We start from the raw sequence: 20,642 nt of genomic DNA, 5'->3' as shown, positions 1-20,642 counted from the left end.
CTGTGGGTTTACGCACAGATTATGGTTTAAAAATGATAATCCAAGTCCCGCCAGGGACGATCGGATTGTTGCTACCATAATGCGGCAGATTTAAATGAAGAGACTTACAGGTAAGATCTATGCGCTATCGCATATTTCAGCAGGGTGTTTCTGCCCTGCAATCCCAACTTCCGATTAATGTTGACCTTATGGTTTTCCACCGTGCGGACAGAGATAAATAATGTTTCTGCAATTTCCTGGTTTGACTCCAATTCCGCCACGTGGGACAGCACAGTGCGTTCCGCCGGAGTCAGCGACTGTATTTCATCAGGCGTGTCAGTTGTGGCAGGTTCGGGGGATTTTTTCACTAACACCCCGGTCATTTCCGGGCTCAGATAATAGCAGCCCCCTGCAACCCGCTTCACTGCGGTTGAAATATTTTGCACGGCAGCATCTTTCAGCACATATCCCTGTACTCCGTATCCCAGTGCTTTCAGAAAAATCTTTTGTTCAGTTAACATGGTTAGCAGGATTACCTCCGTTGTGACGTCTTTTTCCTGCAATTTCCGGGCGACTTCCAGTCCGGTCAGCACCGGCATTTTCACATCCAACACGGCAACATCAGGTTCGTGCTCGACGATTAAATCAAACGCCTGTTGTCCGTCAGAGGCTTCCGCAACGATGGTGAAATCCGGGTTTTTCTTTAGTTCGGTTACAACACCGGCACGGAACAGTGGATGATCATCAGCAACAAGGATATTTACAGATTGTCGGGGTTCAGGTTGAGTCATGACTCGTCCCTTCCACTGGGATTGTGAGAGAGATTTTCGTTCCGCTTCCCGGTGATGAGTCGATAGTAAAGGTCGCTCCAAGGATCATGGAGCGCTCGAACATACTGCCGATTCCCAGTCCCCGCCTGCTGGCAACTGTTTTTTCGAAATTGAATCCCCGTCCGTTATCCTCCACCCTGATTACGACCTGTGCATCGGTTTTCTTTGCAGTGATCAATACTTCAGCCGCCCCGGAGTGACGGAGAATATTATTCATACTTTCCTGAATTATCCTGTAGATGTTGATCTCTTTCTCACGGGACACAATCCCGTCAATGTTTTCTATCTCCACGTGGAAGGTCATATCCGGTGCTTCACTAACATGGTCAACCGTGGATTCGAGCGCCATGGTCAATCCCAGGTATTCCAGGTAACTCGGGTGAAGACCCTGGGAAATGGTCCGGACTTCCTCAAGTGTCCGGGAAGTCAAATCCGAAGCTTCCGTGATAAAATTCACCTGTTTATCCGAACCGTACGGTGTTTTGAGTCCCGCCATCAATTTATTTTTAATGATGAGCAGGTTCTGCCCGAGTCCGTCGTGGAGTTCGCTCGCAATTCGTTTGCGTTCCCTTTCCTGTGCCAGGATGAGCTGTTGCGCAAACCGTTGTTGTTGCCGGGTCTTCGCAACCAGGTTTTTTTGACGAACCAGGAAATACATGCTGATGAGCCCTACGAATGCCGCGCTCAACAGTAGACGAAACCACCAGGTCCCCCAGGCCGATGGTAAAATGGTCAGGGCTAAAGTAAGCTCCGGGGCCTCCGGGTTGGTAATATCCCGGTACTGTCGTACCCGAAACAAATATTCGCCAGGATTTAGATTGGTATAAACTGCCGATCTGTTGGGGCCATTGTTAATCCAACTCCGGTCAAAATCCTCCAGTTTATACGCGTAACGGATTCTGTGGGCATCAGTATACGCCAGTGCAGTATAATTGAATGTGATCATTTTATTTTGATGGTGTTTCAGAACCAGTCTATTCTCTAATGGAGGAAAGTGGTTGGACTCCTCTGCTACAGCTCCAATATCGAGTGGCGTATTCAAAAGTTTTACCCCGGTCAACACGATTGGCGGGGCTTCAGTCACCTCAAGTACGTCGCCGGGATGAAAATGATTATAGCCGTACACTCCCCCAAAGTACATTTCGCCGTCAGCGGTTTTGTAAAATTCCCGGCGATTGAACCCGTTTGACTGTAATCCATCCCGCTTGTCGTAATGTGCGAAACGTTCCCCCACCGGGTCATACGTGCATATTCCTCTGTTCGTACTCATCCAGAGATGGCCGCGCGCATCCGTCAGGATACCATTGACAATATTGTTGGGTAAACCGTGCCCTGTATTGAAAAAAGACATCTCCTCTGTGCGCTTATCAAACTGCACTAAACCATTACCTTCGGTCTCTAACCAAAGATAGTCGTCGGGTTCTGTGGGATCTTCTGCAATAGTTAAGATGGGAAAAGAAAGTCCCTTCCCGGAGATCCCATAGATGACAGGTATATTCTTTCCGGAAGTTGTAACGGGATGAAAAGAGAGCAAGCCAAGCTCCGGTGTGCCCAGCCAGAATGTCCCGTTGCGGTCCTGATACATGCAGCTGATGTCAAAATATCCCCGGCTATTCAGGGCAAAGCTTGCTGTCTCTTTTCCGGGATAGAGGCGAAAGTATGTAAAAGATCCGTTCTTCTCATCCAACAGGGATATTCCGCCGACCGTGCTTACCCAAATCCGGCCATCCTGCCCTTCGTATACTTCATACATTACCTGATATCGTCCGCGAAGATCCGGAGTCCCCATGCGGAAAATCCGGACCATCGCAGTTTCATGTTCCACTTTATAAAGGCCAGAGAACTGTGTCGCCGCCCAGAGATTGCTGTGCCGGTCCCGGATTACTGACAGGAAGTTCATATCACGAAGGCTTTGGTTCACACCTGGATAACCTGAGAGAGCGCTGAATTGCTCTCCGAAAACCTCCGGAAGAAAACTACCGGTACTGTTATGAAAACGGCTTTTCCGTGGATCAATTTTTACCCCGCCATATCCGTTGGTACCGGCCCAAATAATATTGTTCTCATCCACAAGAAGCGCTGAGGTGAAATATTGCGGCAAAACACTGGTGATATTCGTGTGAGTTCCAGTCACAGGATCTATCATCAGCAGGTCATGATAGGAGCTTAAGATTATCTTTCCATCCCGGTTTATCTGTAGATTCCGCGCTTTCAACATCTCCCCCTTACCGTCCGCGAAGGAAAATTGCTTTATTTCTGTTGTCCTCGGATTATACGCAGTTACACCCGCAGCCCGCGCAATCCACAGGTTACCGTCCCGAGCTTCTATTATTCCCCGGCACCCGTTTCGCCTGAACTCCTCGTCTAATGTATCAGCCGGTAAAATATGCGTGATTGCGCTCCGGGTGGATGGCAAACAATCCAGTCCGCCGAATTCCGATGCAATGTACAGGTTCTCTGTCGAATCCGGATAAAATCCATTGATCGTATTCTGATCACCATTGGGAAAATCGCTGGGAATCCTGGTATACCACTCTATCGAATCCCTTATTGAATTAAACCGAATGATACATCCGTCAATTGTCCCTAACCAGACCAGGCTGTCGTTCGCACATTTGATTGTATGCACAGACGAGAAAACACGGCCGGTTGAATCCGCTAAGGGAATCCTTTTAACCCGGGTGGAGTTTCTATAAAAATAGTTCAGTCCCGGCGTGGTGGTACCAATAAAAAAATTCCCATGGTGGTCTTCTTCAATGGCTGTGATACGGTTGCCCAGCAATGACTCTTCGTCATTGGGCATATTTCTGAAGACTAGAAAAGAATACCCATCATACCTGTTAAGGCCGTCCATTGTCCCGAACCACATGTATCCAGAGGGATCTTTGTGGATATCGGTGATGTAATTAGACGATAACCCATCATTGATGGTCAGATATTCAGGAACAAAGTTGGTACCGGCAGCCGTGAGAAATTGGCCGGGAAATAATAGTATAAAGAGTACTGGGAAAATGGATTTATTTGCGCAGGAAATCATATTCGGATTCCAATTGAACAGGTGTTCAGGAAATTGAGTCTATACCCAAAATTCCCACATTAGGATGACAGTTAACCATCCAACAGCATCTATAAGTTGTCCATCTTTGAAACCCGAATGCAGTTAACTGATGAGAGTATCAGTTAATTCAAGTTATACTACTCTGATTGGTAACGAAACACAACAGGAAAATAAAATCTTGTAAGGAACCCTGTCGGGTTCATGTTAAGGTGTTAGATATTTTCCCAACTGGCGTGAAGGCACAGAATTTCGGTCAATTCGGGATAAAATGATGCGGGATAATTAGCGAAGCTATAGGTCGTTCAGGCGTCCCTGGCGGGACTTCCATTATTTTTGGTACCATGATTCCCCGGACTGGTGTCCGGGGCTGAAAGCAGTCCGTCCCTGCCGGGACGGAAAACAACAACACTAAAATCCTGTGCCTGTGGTCATTGTTTAACAGAGTCCCAAAGGGACGATTGCCTTTAACCCACCACGCAAGTGGTGGGATGCAAAAACTCAATAAACGCCCGGAGTCCCGCCAGGGACGACTGCTACTCTTTACTCATCAAATGAAACATGTAATACCTGGCCCTCAACATCTCCCGCATTCTCCTCGAAAATCCGCTGGATTTCCTCTGCTGACAATGCCCGCCGGTACATCCGCAATTCGTCGAAACTGCCTGCAAATCCGGTATTGGGCGAGCCATAATTCTCGCGCGAAGCGCCCAGGATCGGCTGACCGGTTACGCCGTGATTTACTACCTTCGCCTGCCGCTCGGCAATCTGCTTCCCATTGATATACAGACGCTGCGGTTCGATGGTTGAGAAGCGACCGGCCGCTGCAAGGTGATACCACTGCCCCGGCTGAAAGCGATACCGGGTCTCCATCTCCATGTCACTGTCGTCAGCAGGCTCAAAGTGTAAACCGATAGTGCTGTCTGTTCCGGAAATATAGAAATAAATGGGATTTTGCGTGGCGTCAAACAGGGTGGCAGGCCCCCACTGTTCCCGGTCAGGTTTAAACCAGAATGCGATGGTAAATTCGCCATCTTCCGGAAAGAATGAGGACTTTTCCCCGTCGGTGATCTCAGCAATTTTATCCACCAGCTGAATATATTCATCACTTCCAACCGAGATGGAATTCCCGAATTTTCCACTGGAATTCAGGAATGCCGGCTTTACCGGTTTGTAACCGGCGAGTTCAGATAATTGCGTCCATACCAACAGCGGTTGCGGGGCGAGATTCCCGATACCTATCTGATGCGTTCCGGGTTCCTCGAACTGATGCCGAAAACTAACTGTCGACTTCCCACCGCCGGAACCAGGTGTCACCGATAAAGTTTTTGATTCCGCCAACATCCCATCGACAAATAGGTTGGCAGTGAGATCTCCCTCACGGCTGCCCATGTTCCATATCGTCGCGCTCGCATCGACCGGTTCGCCAAATCGCACATCAGAGGTGACATTCAGGCTGTCGAAACGGAATACCGGTTCCCGCACAGAGACCGTCACCGTTTTTGCCGGTAATCCCCCCAGCGAGATCTTGTGCTCTCCCGGTTCATAGAGCTGTATTTGCAGACTCACCTTCTCATCCTGATTCGGACCGATACCAAACATCGCAGAGGCGTAATCTTCCCCATCGAGCATCACAACGGTCTCATCCCATCCGGTCATTTCTCCGGTGTTTTGAAGGGTTGCCTCCACGAACAGCGGCTCGTTAGCCAGAATTTCCTCTTTGGAAAGTTGCAGATCCGCATATTCGAGTGACGGGCCTCGCGTAATCACCGAATCTTGCCGGACGGTAAAAGTTTTCTCAAGGACGATATCCTGTGACGATTTTCCGATCATTACCTCAAATTCACCCGATTCCACAACCCTGTTCAGAGCCCGATCGTAGAGGCTGAGCATCTTTGGAGTAATTTGGAACTTCACTTGCTGGCTCTCGCCCGGTGCCAACGAAATGCGGTCGAATCCCTTCAACTCCTTCACCGGTCGGTCGACACTGGCTTCCACATCCCTGAGATACATCTGGACTACGGCATCTCCGGAGCGGTCGCCGGTATTCTCGACCGTCACACTCACCGTCACGTCTCCGTGACGGGACTCTGCGGGAGTTACCTGCAGGTTGCTGTATGCAAAATCAGTGTAACTCAGCCCGTATCCGAACGGCCAGAGATAGGTGGATTCGTCATAGGTGATTTCGCCTTTGTGATTATAATACAGCGGTTCCTTCCCCGGACGGGAAAAGGTGATGGGTAGTTTCCCACCTGGATTATACTCACCAAACAGGACTTCGGCGATAGCGGTGCCGCCCTCCATGCCGGGATACCACGCTTCCAGGATAGCCGGCACGTTCTCCTTCAGCCAGTCGCTGGCAAACGGGCTTCCGTTAATCAGTACGGCTATCGTGGGAGCGCCCGTTTCATGGACGGCCCGCAATATTTTCAGGTGCGATTCGGGGACAGCAAGATTCGGGCGGGTGGCGTTCTCTCCTTCTTCCGGCGGACCGACAACAACGATAGCGACCTCACTCCCACTTGCGGCCTCCCTGGCTTGGCTTACGCCGTGTAACATCCCGGCAGCATCGGCGTTTACTTCAACTTTATCACCAGCGAATTTGCGTATTCCTTCCAGCGGAGATATCTGATACGGCGCTCTGCCACTGTATCCGCCGAACTCTGCCACATCCGCCGACGGCCCGATTACCGCTATTGATGAAACATCTTCGCTCAACGGGAGCAAATCACCTTCATTTTTAAGTAATACCATAGATTCCCTGGCTGCCCGGAGTGCAATCCTGGTATGCGTTTCGGAACCGATAGTATCGGCAGAGATCTCGGTATACGGATTCATCTGCGTCGGGTCGAACAGACCCAGATTATAACGCGACCTGAAAAGCCTGCTGACTGTCGCGTCGATAACGGACTCCTCGATTAAGCCGAGTTCCACGGCTTCGATAAGCAAGCCGGAGCCCAGCATACTTCCGCAGTTCACGTCTATCCCGGCGATGACCGCGGCTGCGGCGGCACCGGGACGCGTGTTTGTCATCTCTGGCGAATTAAACAGTCCCATCGATTCCGCGATTGCACCGCAATCCGATGTAATGTGTCCTGTAAATACCAGCTCTTCCCGGAGGACACCGGTCAGTAGCGGCTTGCTGAAGCTGGCCGGTACCATTGCTGGTGACAGTCCGGTGGGACGCCGGCTGTACGAGGCCATAATCTCGCCAACGTTTCCTTCCTGGATAGCCGCCTCGTATGGAAGCAAACTAATTTCCCGGAGCAGACGCTCGGAGATGGGCCCCTTCTTATCCGTATATGGATGATCCCGTCCGAACGGGCCGCGGTTCGCTACAAAGTGCTTGGCCGTGGCTTCTGCCTTGCGGTATTTGACATCCTCGTCTTCTCCCTGGAACGCCCGAAAGGTAGCCACCCCGATTTTCGAGATGAGATACGGATCTTCGCCGAACGATTCCTCCGTCCGCTGCCAGCGGGCATCACGCATGACGCCCATCACTCCCGGCGAATAAAAATTAAGCCCCGGGCTGCCTTCATGATGGTACTTTGCCCGCGCCTCGGTGCTGACAGCGGCATAAACATCGCTGGCCAGGTCAGTATTGAATGAAGCTGCTATTCCCATGGTCTGGGGAAACACCGTGCCGACGCCCGGCATACTCCAGTCCCCGCCGGTGACGCCGTGGAGTCCCTCCAGCCACCATTGGTAATCCGGGATACCCAACCTGTGGTTTTCCGGTGCTGAGTTCTGCAGCTGCTCCGTTTTTTCCTCCAGCGTCATACGCGATACCAGATCGGTTATTCGCTTTTCCGTAGATAATTCCGGATTTTCGTACGGTTCCATGGTCCCGTTGCCGTTCATATCGATCCACGTCTCATGGATTTGAGATTGATCCCAGTAATCGTAATAGGTGTCGCGATCGGCACTCCACAGATCAGGTGAAATCAGTATAATCGTTACCAGCAGACAGACGGAAGAAAAGCGGAATTCGAAATTCATGGTGGGCTCCCCGCGATTTTTGATTCAAATTGGAAGGGTGATAATTGTTGTAAATATAGGCAATATGGATGGTGAGATTCAATGTGTGGTGTCCCGGGAAAATTATCAGGCATATTCAGTCGTCCCTGGCGGGACTCCCTTGGTAATGGTGCCATTATTCCCCGGGCTAACGCCCGGGGCTGAAAGCAGTCCGTCCCTGCCGGGACGGAAAACGACACCATAAATTTCCAGTGCAAGTGGTCATTGTTTGAGGGAGTCCCGAAGGGACGAATGCCTTCAACCCACCACGTCAGTGGTGGGTTCCAGCGCCGAAATCAACCCATAGTCCCGCCAGGGACTATTGACCGTAAAGCACCAATTTTTGTGGGATGAAAATCCCATACTCCTCGGTTTAGTCCCGAAGGGACGGCTGCCTTCAGCCCACCACGCTAGTGGGTTGCCGAACATAAATCAAACCCAAGTCCCACCAGGGACGATTGGCCGTAAAGCACCAATTTTTGTGGGATGAAAATCCCATACTCCTCGGTTTAGTCCCGAAGGGACGGCTGCCTTCAACCCACCACGTCAGTGGTGGGTTCCAGCGCCGAAATCAACCCATAGTCCCGCCAGGGACGGCTGAAATCAGGATATGCCCTTCTATCGTAATCCAATTTCGTACAACGTAATGCTCCATGGCGCAACCTCGATGGTACCCGGCATACGACCGATGTCCGTCTCCTCGATCATGATGGCCGGTTCTTCACCGGGAACATTTCGTGTCTGCAATTCCGGCACAGCGATTTGGTATTGCTTTGTATTATTGCGTAATCTGCTGCCATCAAATTCCAGGGATATTTCCTGCACGGATTCTGTTGGATTTGTTATGGCAACCGTCACTGTGTCGCCATTTTCTGTGAGCGCTGCGACCACATCCAGCGGGTAGGTATCGCTTCCGGACGTTTCCGCCGGAAGATCGACGCCAATGGTGCCTTTCACGTGATGTTGAGGAGAATTTCCGGTGATTTGCACCGGTATCGTCCCGAAATGGTGACGATAGAGTTTGAATAATAGTCCGATTGAAGTATAGGTGGCATCGGTGGGCGTCCAGCGGACGTTAGACGTTACGGCGGTGTACCCTCCCATGGTGATGATATCAGAATGCCGAAACATTTCGTGTAATCCTTCTGCAGCACATAACGTTCTGACGAAGCCGCTGCCCCAGCCGCCGCCGGTCCATTCATCCACGGCAAAGGTGATGCTGCTCTCCTTTAGCTGCGGCATCGCCTCCACGTAATGCTCCCAGGATTCCGCTATCGCCTTCACCCGGTTCGGCACCCGGCGCACCTGATCAACCACGGGATCATTCACGGGGACGAATTTCTGTGAGTCTGCATCGAATGCCTGGTCCGTTACAGGATAGAGGTGCTCCGCCAGAAAATCCATGTTGTGCGATGCGCCATCCAGGAGTTTCCCGGACCAGTCCTGCCGCGATCCAAACTCATACGGCAGGCTGTCCGGCAGGGGCTTTCTGTGATGTCTGGCAGTGGTGCTTGTCTCGAACGGATTCGCCCCGCAGCCAATCAGTTTGATGGATGGATCAACATCCAGCATGGCCTCGGCAAACAAATTGTGTTTCAGGATGTAGTGCTCGATGGACATATGGCCTAATTGCCACTCTCCGTACATTTCATTACCGATCCCCCACCATTTCACTTCATACGGCTCCGGATGACCGTTCATCGCGCGGAGGCGTCCCATCGGCGATTCCGGAGATCCGTTTACGTATTCCACCCAGTCAGCCGCGGTCTGTTCATCGCCGAATCCAATGTTGACTACGAGATACGGATCTATACCCAGCAGATCACAGAGCACCAAGAACTCCTCAGTTCCCACATCGTTGGACTCAACCGCATTCCAGGCATAATCGTATCGTGGCGGGCGCTTATCGATATCGCCGACGCCGTCGCGCCAGTTGTATCCCGCCAGCATGTTCCCGCCGGGCCAGCGGTAAATCCCGGAGTCGAGTTCCCGCAATAGTTCGACGATGTCGGATCGAAAGCCCTGGATATTATCCGCCCGCATGAGCGAAACGGCGCCGACGTACAACTTCCCGGTTCCAGTTGCAGTTACTTCAAGAATGCCGTTTTCCGTATCAGTCCCTGCTGTGAATGAGAGCGGATATTTCAAATAGTCATCGGTCACCGAACGAATTGTCACGGTTTCCCGTTCTTCCGGATTAAGCCCCCAGACCAGGCTTACATTCACCGTGGCAGACGGATCACCGGCGAGGACAATCCGGCCGGTATATCCCATATCTTTGGCAAGGGTTAATCCTGATTGCTGTATGCCGCGGGGTTGAGTTTCGGAGAGCGGTAGCATCGGCGTATGTTCGCCGACATAGGAATTCGTGCTGTCCATCTCTACAATGGTTGGCCCGCCAATCGGACGCCATCGATTCTGGTTGCGCCGGGTATTCACCGGGGTAAGTGTTGTCGTCGTATCCACCGGATAAAAGAACTTTCGATCGCTCAGCATCTCCGCCCAGAGGCCGTGTTCGAAGATATTGCCCAGTAGTTCAGTAAACATACCGTAGACGTACGGATGGATTGGCTCCCCGGTTTCGGAAATCTGGACAGTTGCCGTCATTTCCGGTGAGTCCTGTGCCGGTATCCCTGTGCCGATTACGAAACACAAGACGACCATAGTCAATTTTTTCGGGACGGATAAACGGATCATTGTACAATTCCTTTCGGTGCTTTCAGCGGCTGACTCCACGGAATGGTTTAGGGAAATAGTGTATCTTGATATAGAAAAAATGCCGGTCAGGCATTGGTCAGTTATCCGTTGTGCATGACAATCGGGAAATTACGGTTGGATGTGTAAATTTACTCCGGGGGAGGACGAGAATCAATTAGTAAGGCGGGATGGTTTTCCCCGCATGGCATACTTGGGGGAACAACAGTACAAATTCGATTTACTGAATCGTGACGATACCTCTCTTCACCGCATATCGAATCAACTCGGACTTATTGTGGATGTCCAGCTTGTTAGAGAGGTTCGTCCGGTGGGTTTCCACGGTTTTGACGCTGATAAACAGTTTTTCGGCAATCTGTTGGTTGGTGTGTCCCTCGCCGATGAGTTGCAAGACCTCGCGTTCCCTCTCGGTCAGTTCATCAAGCGGATCATATGCCTTCTTTTTTGGCTTGATGTATTCATTCACGATGAGAGTTGAGAGTTTTGATGTAATGTAGTTTCCCCCGGTATGAACGGTTTGAATGGCTTCGATTAATTCTTCCGACGCCGAATCCTTCAGAATATAGCCTTGTGCTCCGGAGTTAAAGACCTGCGAGATATACTCTTCATTGGAATACATCGAGAGGATAATGATTTTAATATCTTCATCCCGGCGGAGGAGCTGTTTTGTCGCTTCGATACCGTTTAGCTCAGGCATCCCGATATCTACTACGGTTACGTCAGGCTCCACTTCCTGCACGAGTTGAATGGTTTCCGATCCGGTGGCCGCTTCGCCAACCACCTCAAATTTATTTGTTCGATTCAGCAGATCACGGATGCTTTCACGCACAACAGTATGGTCGTCCGCGAGTACCACTCTGATTTTACTCATGTCCCCCCCCTTCCGGTATACTGACGTGAATTTTTGTTCCATTGCCAACCTGGGATTCCACCTGAAATTGCCCGCCGATGTGCGAGACGCGCTCCTCCATACCCAGCAATCCGATGCCGCACCGGATGTCGCCGTTCGATTCAATCCGGGACGGTTCGAACCCTTTGCCATCATCCCGGATTGTCAGATCCACCCTGGAGTCTTGAAAGCTTATGTGAATCCATACGTTGGCAGCCTCTGCGTGCTTTGTGATGTTATTACACGCCTCCTGGACAATGCGGTAAATGACAATCTCTTCCTCATGGGACAGTTTCCGTTCCTGACCGGTTATTCTAAAATCGAAACCGATATTTAACCGGTTCGCGAATTGATTTCCATAGGACCGGACGGCGGCTACTAGCCCGATGTCATCGATAATACTCGGGCGGAGTTCGTGTGCCAAATCCCGCATATTCGAGATGCTGGAGGCGATCAATGCCTTCGAGTCCTGAATCCGGTGGGCCAGGCTTTCTTCTTTCTTCTCGCGGATATCGTATTCAATTTCGGTTAAATTCACCCGGATTGCGGTCAACGCTTGTCCGAATTCATCGTGCAATTCCCGTGCGATCCGTTCCCGTTCCTGTTCGTGTGCGTGAATCAATTGGGCGGAGAGTTGTTTTAATCGCTTCTGGTGTAACCGTACCTTTTCTTCCGCCTGAGTTCGCTGAGTCACATCAATCCCGGTGGCCAGAATTAATTGTTCATCGCCAAACTCAAACTGAAACGGACGGAAAATCCAGTCGATATAGATTCTGTCCCCTACGTTTTCTTCACCGCCCGTTACCACAAAACTTTCAACGTTGACTTCATTCCCGCCCCGGATCGCGTCAATTTTGGATTGCTCCAGGGGAAGAATCTTAAAAAAATTCTGCGTGTCATTATCCGACAGTTGCGATTTAAACAGGCTTCCAAACGCATTATTGAAACTGGAAATGTTGCCGGTGGAATTAATCAAAACAATGAGTGCCGATGTTCTGTCGATTATCTGCCGGGTGAACGCCTCCGCTTTCAGGAGCCGGCGGTGACTGGCCCAGGAGAGGAGCAAAATCGCCACAATAAACAAAAGGATTGTGAGCGTGCCTCCGAACAGTACGATCCAATTTAATTCTCCACTCTCGCCCATAGAAAGCTTGCACCGTAGCTTACGTTTGCGATTGTATTAATTATTGAGTGAACTAACCACCCGTGTGGCATTTCGCCGGCAAACATTGCCTCACCTAGCAAAAAGCTGAATGCTGTCCCACCAAAATATAAGAGCATTCCGAGGAGAATCCACGTTTTGTAATTCCGCACGACACTTTGGAGCGACAAAATAACATCTTCATAAAGCGAAAAGAGTGCTACAATAATCAGTATCAGTAATTGGAGTAATTTTCCGAGTTGATTGATATCCTGCCATGAGTAGTACATGAGCTGTAAAACCACATACACCGTTAAAAATACCGGAATTAGTCCAACGAGCAATTTTCGCCGGAGTCCTGTTTTCCACATAGAAATGACATAGACAAAAAAACTGAACTCAAACATGATAAACAGGTTCCCGAGCAATAGGTTGCGTACTCCTAAATTCGCCAGTACAAGGCTCAGGATCTCCACAGTCCCTGCTATTAGAAACAAAATCAAAAATATTTTTAAATCGTCAGATAATTTCCGCCAGGCGATAATACCTACAACAGCAGGTATCCACGCCGAAAGTGAAGAGATATAAATGTAAACCGGTATGGTCCCACTCATCACGTGTTTAACGGATTGGCTGAGGAACAGTACGGAGGACACGGCACTCCAAGTTCCATTAAGTTGCCCTCATACACATCGTCTCCGTCACTGTTCACGCCTACTAATACCAAAACAGAATCGCCATCATCATTAATTGCGTTATAATATCGAAATCCGACGACTTCCTCCTGTATGAGTAATTCCAATACGGCTTCTTTACCGTAAAACGCACCAAGCGGTGCATCTTTCCCAGCTGTTTCTCTGTAGTTCTTTGTCCATCGCCTGGCCTGCTCGAGTGTGATGCTGTGATCTTCCTTTTCGTTGAATTGCATGCAAAGATCCTTTCCTTTCAAAGAATAGAGGATAGATTGGAAAAATTAATGTAATGACAGATTGTCTCTTTTTCAGATGCTTTTATTCAAGGCAAAAAAAAACTTCCCGGGCGGGGAGACCCGGGAAGAGGGGAAGACGTTGCGGGGTACGGTCTGTTACTTTGGGGGAGAATAATTGTGTGTAAAGGTAGTTTAGTTTCCCCCGTTTTCGATGATTCCGATTAAATTATCGTATACCTCTGCAACGCTTCATCACAATATTTTAAACAAATGCTGAGTAAAAAAATTTGCTCGCCAATTTTTTCTCTCCTCTGATATAAATGTGTTCCAATTGAGTCGGTAAAATAATACTAGAGTGACGGAGAGAGATCTATAGGGTGATCCCCTGAGATTCTCCTGAGAATACCCTGATATTTACGGTTTAAGTGGAAATGGTCTGAGATATCACCGGTGCCAGTCGTCCCTGGCGGGACTTCTGGTTTATGATCCACTAATCCCCGGGCTAACGCCCGGGGCTAAAAGCAGTCCGTCCCTGCCGGGACGGAAAACGACACCATTAATTTCCAGGGCAAGTGTTCATTGTTTAAAAGAGTGCAGAGTCGCAATCAACCCCAAGTCCCGGCAGGGACGGCTGCCAATTAATCCAATACGTACCGTTTATCGTAATCAACCCCATGCTTATCCAGAAACAATAAATATTCTTCTTTGAACGTGCGATGCCGATGGTGTTCTTTTTGATTTTTAATGTATTCGATGGTTGGTTCAATGCGGGAAACACTCACCGTGAACGCGCCGTACCCTCTTTGCCATTCGAAATCATTCAATGATTTAAACGTCTCCGAAATCCAATTGGACGATCCGGTTTTAATAAGCTGGATGCCTTTCGCCACAAACATTGTCCGGGGGAGCTCCACGAGCATGTGAATATGATTGGACGTCCCACCGGCGGCCAGCGATTTCATATCATTATCCCGGGCAATGCCACCGAGGTATTTCCAGACTCTGGGTTCGATGTCCGGGGTGATGAGGTGTTGTCTGTTTTTCGCGCTGAAAATATAATGGATAAACAGGGCTGCATACGAATGTGCCATAACATTTTCTCCATTGTTGACAAGTTTTACCGGGTATCAGTCGTCCCTGGCGGGACTTTCTTGTTTATGAGACCATTGTTCCCCGGGTTAACGCCCGAGGCTGAAAGCAGTCCGTCCCTGCCGGGACGGAAAGCGACACCATTAATTTCCAGTGTAAGCGGTCATTGTTTGAAAGAGTCCCGGAGGGACGAGTGCCTTCAGCCCACCACGTCAGTGGTGGGTGGCAGAGTCGAAATCAAACCATAGTCCCGGCACGGACGATTGGCTGTTGGTATAGTTTCCAACTTCCCGTTTTAATACTTCTCCCTTATAAAGGAAACCAGAACCTGAACACTTGAACACTCCAATACCTGAACACTGTCGTTACGCCCACAACTGCCGATCCAGACTCCGGTATTGGATGGCCTCGCTGATGAACTCCGGTCGAATGTCTTCGGCACCCTCCAGGTCGGCGATGGTGCGGGAGACCTTCAGAATCCGGTCGTACGCCCGGGCACTGAGGCCGAGTTTGTTGATTGCCGCTTTCAACAGCGATCGGCTCTGCTCTCCAACCTGGCAATACTTGCGGATGTCCTTGCTCTCCATATCCGCGTTGCAGAACATATCCTTCCGCTTTTGGAATCGCTCCAGCTGGTGCTCCCGGGCGGTCTGCACCCGCGACCGGATGGACTCCGACGGCTCGCCTTTCCGGTCGCTGCTCAGTTCGGAAAACTTCACCGCCGGCACCTCGATGTGGATATCGATCCGATCCAGCAACGGCCCGCTCACCTTGCTCATGTATTTCTGAATCTGTGGGACGGAACAGCTGCATGTGTTGGTCGGGTCGGTGGCGTAGCCGCATGGACACGGATTCATCGCAGCGATCAACATGAAGTTGGCCGGATACGACAACGAAACCATAGCCCGGGAGATGGTTACCGTATCATTTTCCAGCGGCTGGCGCATGACCTCCAGCACGTTCTTTTTAAATTCCGGCAGCTCGTCCAGGAATAACACACCGTGGTGCGCCAGGCTGACTTCGCCGGGACGCGGAATTCGTCCGCCGCCAACCAATGCGGCGTCGGAAATCGTGTGATGCGGACTCCGGAACGGCCGGGTTGCAATAATACCCTCACCATCCGGCATCAGACCGGCGACGGAGTGGATTTTCGTTGTAGCGAGCGCCTCCTCCAGCGCCATCTTTGGAAGGATCGTCGGAAATCGCTTGGCTATCATGGTTTTCCCGGAACCGGGCGGCCCAATCATGATAATATTATGTCCTCCGGCAGCGGCAACCTCCAGAGCGCGCTTCACGTGCTCCTGCCCCTTGACGTCGGTGAAGTCGATGCGGTATTGGGACTGCTCCTCGAATATGGATTCGATATCTATGGAATACGGCGGAATGGAGTGTTCCTCGTTCAGGAAGTCCACCACGTCCCGGAGATTCTTCGCCGGGATAATCTCCAGCTCGTCGGTGAGCGACGCCTCCTTCGCGTTCTTCTCCGGGAGGATAATGCCCCTCACATCATTGGACTTGGCGCAAATGGAGATTGGCAGCGCGCCGTGAATCGGCCGGAGATTGCCGTCCAGTGCCAGCTCTCCCAGCAGGATATACTCTTCCAGCAGCTCATGCTTCACGTGACCGTGTCCCGCCAGCAAGCCGATAGCGATGGGAAGATCGAATGCGCTACCTTCCTTGCGGATATCCGCCGGCGCCAGATTGATGGTAGTGCGCTTGGCTTTATAAAAATAGCCGGAGTTCTTAATAGCCGAAAAGACCCGGCTCTTGCTCTCCTTCACCGCCCCTTCCGGCAGTCCCACCATGAAAAATTTCGGCACCTGATCTTCCAGATGTACCTCGACCTTAACGATATAGGCATCGATGCCCAGTACCGTACTGCTGAGTACTTGTGCAAACATTGCATTCTCCAATTTTTTTTAACTGAAACGGAAATACTTATCCTGCAAGACTGATGTCAACGCAGGCACTACCTACGAACTCGTTTTACTTCGGTACGACTACTCTGCTGCTGAGGACTGTTGCTGCGATGGCAGCATCCGGTAGGCGTAGGCCAGCGCGTCCTCAAAATCGCTGCCCTTGTGCAGATTCCGCCGGTAAAACCGGTCAATCAACTGTATGAATGCCTGCCGGTCTTCGTACGAACTGACCTTCAGATATGATATCGTTTTTCTGAGTTCTTCCCGCAATTCCCGGATTTCTTTGGAATGACTTGCTCGGGAGGATTCCGTCTTTTTTACAATTTCATAGTGGCTGGTAAGATACCCGGTGAGGAATGTATTCTTCTCTTCCTGCGACATGGCCTTCCAATAGATAGCCATCCCGGTTGACACGACTTCCGTGTTTGAAGCCGAAGGCTTTTGACCGGCGGCTTTTGATTGTCCCATAACCGGCACAAAACCCAATAAAACTATTCCCAGCGATAGAAAAAGCGATCCGGTAATCTTCATCATGCAACCTCTGGTTTGAGTGATTCCTCTTCCGGCCAGGCATCAATTTCCTGAATAAGCCGCTCAACCACCTGGTCTTCCGGAATCTTCCCGATCGGCTCACCGGCCCGGAATAACAACGCCTCGTGCTTCCCGCAGGCGACGCCAATATCCGCATCGCCCGCTTCGCCGGGGCCGTTCACCGCACATCCCATGATGGCGACTTTCAGCGTCTTGTCGGTCTTCTCCAGATACGATTCCACCTGCTCCACCATGGGAAACAGATCGACCTCCAACCGCCCACAGGTGGGACACGCCACCACCGTGGCGCCCTTCGTAGAGAGATTCAGCGATTTCAGGATCTGGTAACCCACCTGCACTTCCTTCACCGGATCGTCAGCCAGAGAAACCCGAATGGTGTCACCAATACCTTCGGATAAGAGGGTTCCGATGCCTACGGCAGATTTAACGGAGCCCTGCCGGTATGGCCCCGCCTCCGTCACACCGAGATGCAATGGATAGTCATACTGCTTGGAAAATTTGCGATACGTCGCGATCATCAATGGGACGTCTGAGGCTTTGAGCGAGACGATAATATCGTCAAATCCGTGTTCCCGGCAGATATCGATGTGCCGGGCGGCGCTCTCTACCATGGCATCAGCGGTGGGATAGCCGTATTTCTCCAGCAGATCCTTTTCCAGGCTTCCGGCGTTGACGCCGATGCGTATCGGAATCCCAGCTGATTTGACTTTCGCCAGAATCTCTGCCACCCGTCGGGCGTTTCCAATATTCCCGGGATTGATGCGGATCTTGTCCGCGCCGGCGTCCACTGCGTGCAACGCCATCACATGATTAAAGTGAATATCGGCAACTACCGGTATACTACACGCCTGCTTAATTTTTTCCAAAGATGCCGCGGCTTCCTGGCTGGGTACGGTCACGCGGATAATCTGGCAACCGGCTTCTTCCAGGCGCTGGATTTGATCGATGGTTGCTACGGCATCTTCAGTCTTCGTCGTGGTCATGGACTGCACGGAAATCGCAGCCGTTCCGCCCACCGGAACGTTGCCAACCATCACCTGCCGGGTCGCTTTTCTGTGGGAAGAGTTACTCATAAAATTATCCTGATTCATCACTGATGAAAAGTAGCCGCGGGGGGATTTGGAATCAAATGGAATTTTTTCCAGTTTGCTCGTTCAAAAAAACTACCCCAGAGGCTCTCCCGTTTGAACCCGATTTCATCGGACTACAAGCGGAATTATACATCTTTTGATATTTACAAGAAAAAATGACTGTAACCCTCATTCCAAGGTTTGTAAAACTTTTTTGGCCTCTGTTCGCATCCGTGATGGTATATCCTCCGAGGTTACTTTGTCAAGATATTGTTCTGCCTGGTGCCGTTCACCGAGCTGCAGATACGCCCGCCCAATAACCAAATTCGCGTTAATTCCGTGGAAATCGTATTCGTCTACATTATTGCTGAGATAAACCTGTAAACAATCGATAGCGCTCCGAGACTCATCTCTGGCAAACAGCTGCAATCCCCGCAGGTAGGTTACCTTATTGCCGAATTCCTCCTGGTAAAAGCGGTCTAAGCCGGGGATGAGTTTTTGCAGTGTGTCCAGTGACGCCTTACCCGCTGTTGTGTCTCCGACGGCATACTCGAAATCGCCGCGCATTGCCCAATAGTACGGGCTTCCGGAGTAGACCGCGGTCAGCGACTCGGCCCGCGCCAGCGCTGCGGGAACATTATCCTCGAGATAGCCATCGATGTACATCAGGATGCTGTTGGCTTCAGGATGTCCGTATCGCCCGTGATTGGCTGCCCGCGTCAGCTCCGCTTTCCCTTCTTCCCTGGTACCGTGCAACCCGATGATGCGGGCCGCCGTTTTGAGGAGTGCTCCGGACATGCCAACGTAGTAGTGAAACGCGCCCATCGCGAGTTTTGTGTCCGCGAGGTTTGGCGCTAATTCCTCGGCTTTCTTGACCTTTTGAATTCCGGAATATCCGTGAACTGCCGCCTTCACCCAGTGTTTACGCGCCAGATCGACCCGCGCCTGGATCCCCAGCGACATTCCGTAGAGCAACCAGCCATACGGATCGCCGGGATGCGCTTCCACATACGGCTCGCAAAGCTTCGCTGCCTCATCAATCCGCACCAAGAGCGTCTCTTCGCTGGCTTCCACGCCGTGGGTGCCGCGGACGATCATCCAGTCCGCCACCCCGATGAGCAGCGGCCCTGCCGGGTGTTCCGGGTACCGCTCTGTAACCTGCTGAAACAGCTCTTTCCCCTGGCGTCGATCGTAGTTGTACATATGATGGATACCGGCCCGTAACAGGCTGTCGCCAGGAATCGGCGGTACGGGCTGGGCCGACAGACTTCCACAGAGGAGGAGTATAATCCAGATTGCGTGGTGATAAGATCTATGCAAACTACGGCATTTCGAATTCGTGTTCCGGGTGACGGATGGTCAGCACTGGACATGGAGACTTCCGGACAACCTTTTCCGTAGTACTGCCGAACAGGATGTGGCTGAGTCCGCTCAGGCCATGTGTAGCCATCACGATCATGTCGATGTCGTTTTCCCTGGCGTAATCTATAATCTCTTTAAAACTCCGGCCGAGACGAACTTCTGACCTGGTTGGAATACCAGCAGGCACATCCTCTTCAATAATCGAATCCAGGCTCTTTTTGGCGTGCTCGGTGTGATTCTCCTCCAGTTCGGCATAATTCACCTGGGTCCACCCGAAATCCACCGGCGCATTAATCGGTTCAACTACATACATACAATGGAGCGTTCCATTGAATTTCTCCACCATTTCGACGGCATACGGGAGCGCATACTTTGAATATTCAGAGAAATCTGTGGTATACAGAATGTTCTTTATATCAGGCATTTACTCCTCCTTACTTTAAGTTTTTATTGAGATATCCATTAACTAATTATCATCAGGGATATTCACCTTATCCAGATCAATAAATTCCCGGTTTTTAATCTGTGTTTATCTTTAGTTTCTGCGTTAATCAGCGTGCTATTTTTTTAAGTCTAATAAATATTACCGATTTGCGCCTGAAACGTCTACCCAATTTTCACTTCACCATTTCTATGATATAAATCACCTGCCCGCCTTTTGTTCACTTTTTGTACTCTTTACTGTTGCTTTTCCCGGAACATGCCGATAATATAAGTGTAATACAGGAAACGGAGGTTATTATGGAGAGCACACTCACAGATCAGCAAGGGATTCAATGCCCTATATGCAACACCACCTGGTCCACCGCCGAGACCGAATACGCCTGGCTCCGGGATGAGGAGATGTTTCACTGCTCCTGCGGCTATCCCCTGTTCAGAAAACGTGAATTACAGGAAGATGAATTGGCGTGGATTCAGCCAGCGGATTGATTAACCACGGAATGAGTGACATGCCATGGCATGTCACTACAGATCGGAAATCCTGGCCAAAAAGAATTTGTTTATGAACTCAACTTAAAGAAAGCCAAACTTCAATTATATACAAAAAGCCCCGGCGCGTCGCAAGCCGGGGCTTTTTTAATTGATTCTGAAGAGT

Annotated in this window: 15 protein-coding genes; 1 reads left to right on the top strand and 14 read right to left on the bottom strand. The window is 50.6% G+C overall.

What is annotated here, in order from left to right:
• Nucleotides 1-104: 104 nt before the first annotated feature.
• The 14 genes from K9N57_04510 to K9N57_04445 all read right to left on the bottom strand — a co-directional run bounded on the left by K9N57_04510 (nucleotide 105) and on the right by K9N57_04445 (nucleotide 19,970).
• Nucleotides 105-770 carry a response regulator transcription factor gene (locus tag K9N57_04510; protein ID MCF7803430.1) on the bottom strand — a complete coding sequence of 222 codons (666 nt, stop codon included), beginning with the start codon at nucleotides 768-770 and terminating at the stop codon, nucleotides 105-107.
• Complete coding sequence (locus K9N57_04505) at nucleotides 757-3,846, bottom strand: hypothetical protein (protein MCF7803429.1); 3,090 nt, start codon at nucleotides 3,844-3,846, stop codon at nucleotides 757-759. Before K9N57_04505 ends, K9N57_04510 begins: the two co-directional genes overlap by 14 nt.
• A 561-nt stretch (nucleotides 3,847-4,407) precedes the next feature.
• Nucleotides 4,408-7,863 (bottom strand): glycoside hydrolase family 3 C-terminal domain-containing protein, encoded by a 3,456-nt coding sequence (locus tag K9N57_04500; protein MCF7803428.1) that lies wholly within the window; start codon nucleotides 7,861-7,863, stop codon nucleotides 4,408-4,410.
• A gap of 636 nt (nucleotides 7,864-8,499) precedes the next feature.
• A complete protein-coding gene (locus K9N57_04495; protein ID MCF7803427.1) occupies nucleotides 8,500-10,578 on the bottom strand; it encodes an alpha-N-arabinofuranosidase in 2,079 nt (692 codons plus the stop codon).
• A gap of 238 nt (nucleotides 10,579-10,816) precedes the next feature.
• On the bottom strand, nucleotides 10,817-11,467 hold the full coding sequence (locus tag K9N57_04490; protein ID MCF7803426.1) for a response regulator transcription factor: 651 nt from the start codon (nucleotides 11,465-11,467) through the stop codon (nucleotides 10,817-10,819).
• The gene (locus tag K9N57_04485) at nucleotides 11,460-12,629 is read right to left on the bottom strand and encodes a sensor histidine kinase (protein ID MCF7803425.1); all 1,170 of its coding nucleotides are present in this window, start codon (nucleotides 12,627-12,629) and stop codon (nucleotides 11,460-11,462) included. Before K9N57_04485 ends, K9N57_04490 begins: the two co-directional genes overlap by 8 nt.
• The gene (locus K9N57_04480) at nucleotides 12,608-13,102 is read right to left on the bottom strand and encodes a hypothetical protein (protein ID MCF7803424.1); all 495 of its coding nucleotides are present in this window, start codon (nucleotides 13,100-13,102) and stop codon (nucleotides 12,608-12,610) included. The genes K9N57_04485 and K9N57_04480 overlap by 22 nt, the downstream gene beginning before the upstream one ends.
• 137 nt (nucleotides 13,103-13,239) lie before the next feature.
• Complete coding sequence (locus K9N57_04475; protein MCF7803423.1) at nucleotides 13,240-13,554, bottom strand: hypothetical protein; 315 nt, start codon at nucleotides 13,552-13,554, stop codon at nucleotides 13,240-13,242.
• 638 nt (nucleotides 13,555-14,192) lie between these two features.
• Entirely contained in the window at nucleotides 14,193-14,645 is a 453-nt protein-coding gene (gene tnpA / locus K9N57_04470; GenBank protein MCF7803422.1) for an IS200/IS605 family transposase, read from the bottom strand.
• 363 nt (nucleotides 14,646-15,008) lie between these two features.
• Nucleotides 15,009-16,544: a YifB family Mg chelatase-like AAA ATPase gene (locus tag K9N57_04465; GenBank protein ID MCF7803421.1), complete on the bottom strand. Its 1,536-nt coding sequence runs from the start codon at nucleotides 16,542-16,544 to the stop codon at nucleotides 15,009-15,011.
• 99 nt (nucleotides 16,545-16,643) lie between these two features.
• A complete protein-coding gene (locus K9N57_04460) occupies nucleotides 16,644-17,096 on the bottom strand; it encodes a hypothetical protein (protein MCF7803420.1) in 453 nt (150 codons plus the stop codon).
• A complete protein-coding gene (gene ispG, locus K9N57_04455; protein MCF7803419.1) occupies nucleotides 17,093-18,187 on the bottom strand; it encodes a flavodoxin-dependent (E)-4-hydroxy-3-methylbut-2-enyl-diphosphate synthase in 1,095 nt (364 codons plus the stop codon). Before ispG ends, K9N57_04460 begins: the two co-directional genes overlap by 4 nt.
• A 186-nt stretch (nucleotides 18,188-18,373) precedes the next feature.
• The gene (locus K9N57_04450) at nucleotides 18,374-19,504 is read right to left on the bottom strand and encodes a hypothetical protein (GenBank protein MCF7803418.1); all 1,131 of its coding nucleotides are present in this window, start codon (nucleotides 19,502-19,504) and stop codon (nucleotides 18,374-18,376) included.
• Nucleotide 19,505: 1 nt separating this feature from the next.
• Entirely contained in the window at nucleotides 19,506-19,970 is a 465-nt protein-coding gene (locus tag K9N57_04445; protein ID MCF7803417.1) for a universal stress protein, read from the bottom strand.
• Between the two features lie 317 nt (nucleotides 19,971-20,287).
• On the opposite strand from K9N57_04445, the gene K9N57_04440 reads away from it, so the two are divergent.
• On the top strand, nucleotides 20,288-20,476 hold the full coding sequence (locus K9N57_04440) for a hypothetical protein (GenBank protein ID MCF7803416.1): 189 nt from the start codon (nucleotides 20,288-20,290) through the stop codon (nucleotides 20,474-20,476).
• The last annotated feature ends 166 nt before the right edge of the window (nucleotides 20,477-20,642 follow it).

This window comes from Candidatus Neomarinimicrobiota bacterium (assembly GCA_021734025.1).
GTDB lineage: Bacteria > Fidelibacterota > JAANXI01 > JAANXI01 > JAANXI01 > JAANXI01.
The sequence above is the reverse complement of the archived record's forward strand: the minus strand, read 5'-3'. Positions and strand labels throughout refer to the sequence as shown.

Coding starts and splice junctions, on each gene's coding strand:
- K9N57_04510 (MCF7803430.1), bottom strand. CDS start 770: ATGACTCAACCTGAACCCCGACAATCTGTAAATATCCTTGTTGCTGAT.
- K9N57_04505 (MCF7803429.1), bottom strand. CDS start 3,846: ATGATTTCCTGCGCAAATAAATCCATTTTCCCAGTACTCTTTATACTA.
- K9N57_04500 (MCF7803428.1), bottom strand. CDS start 7,863: ATGAATTTCGAATTCCGCTTTTCTTCCGTCTGTCTGCTGGTAACGATT.
- K9N57_04495 (MCF7803427.1), bottom strand. CDS start 10,578: ATGATCCGTTTATCCGTCCCGAAAAAATTGACTATGGTCGTCTTGTGT.
- K9N57_04490 (MCF7803426.1), bottom strand. CDS start 11,467: ATGAGTAAAATCAGAGTGGTACTCGCGGACGACCATACTGTTGTGCGT.
- K9N57_04485 (MCF7803425.1), bottom strand. CDS start 12,629: ATGGGCGAGAGTGGAGAATTAAATTGGATCGTACTGTTCGGAGGCACG.
- K9N57_04475 (MCF7803423.1), bottom strand. CDS start 13,554: ATGCAATTCAACGAAAAGGAAGATCACAGCATCACACTCGAGCAGGCC.
- tnpA (MCF7803422.1), bottom strand. CDS start 14,645: ATGGCACATTCGTATGCAGCCCTGTTTATCCATTATATTTTCAGCGCG.
- K9N57_04465 (MCF7803421.1), bottom strand. CDS start 16,544: ATGTTTGCACAAGTACTCAGCAGTACGGTACTGGGCATCGATGCCTAT.
- K9N57_04460 (MCF7803420.1), bottom strand. CDS start 17,096: ATGATGAAGATTACCGGATCGCTTTTTCTATCGCTGGGAATAGTTTTA.
- ispG (MCF7803419.1), bottom strand. CDS start 18,187: ATGAGTAACTCTTCCCACAGAAAAGCGACCCGGCAGGTGATGGTTGGC.
- K9N57_04445 (MCF7803417.1), bottom strand. CDS start 19,970: ATGCCTGATATAAAGAACATTCTGTATACCACAGATTTCTCTGAATAT.
- K9N57_04440 (MCF7803416.1), top strand. CDS start 20,288: ATGGAGAGCACACTCACAGATCAGCAAGGGATTCAATGCCCTATATGC.